The following is a 436-nucleotide window of genomic DNA, read 5'->3' as shown; positions in this document are numbered from 1 at the left end:
GATAAACAATGATTCACCAATACCGCGGTTGCTTTTTCCGTCTGCAAGCATCTGCAGCACTTCACATTCCCGCCTAGTTAAAATATGTAATGGTCTGCGGATTTCAGGGTAAACCTCATGTTGAGGGTGTGCAGAAACTCCGCTTGTTGCAAGGCGGCGGAATTCGTTAACGAGGTTGTGAGTAACCTTCGGATGGAGGTAAGATCCGCCCTCAGCCACTACTTTAACCGCTTCAATTAATGTATCAGCATCCATCTCTTTCAGCAGATAACCTCTTGCACCTGTTTTCAGGGCATGTGTTACATAATTTTCGTCATCGTGAATTGATAGAATAATTACTTTAGATTCAGGATACAGCTCTACAAGCTGTTTTGTAGCTTCCACACCATTTACGTTTGGCATATTGATATCCATGATCACAACATCAGGATGATAG

The 436-nt window shown here is 42.9% G+C and carries 1 pseudogene; it reads right to left on the bottom strand.

Features of this window, described 5'->3' with window-relative positions:
• Nucleotides 1–436 (bottom strand): annotated as a pseudogene (gene degU, locus BTA35_RS16870) (two-component system response regulator DegU); the annotation flags it as partial.

This window comes from Oceanospirillum linum (assembly GCF_001995095.2).
GTDB classification, from domain to species: domain Bacteria; phylum Pseudomonadota; class Gammaproteobacteria; order Pseudomonadales; family Halomonadaceae; genus Oceanospirillum; species Oceanospirillum linum.
The sequence above is the reverse complement of the archived record's forward strand: the minus strand, read 5'-3'. Positions and strand labels throughout refer to the sequence as shown.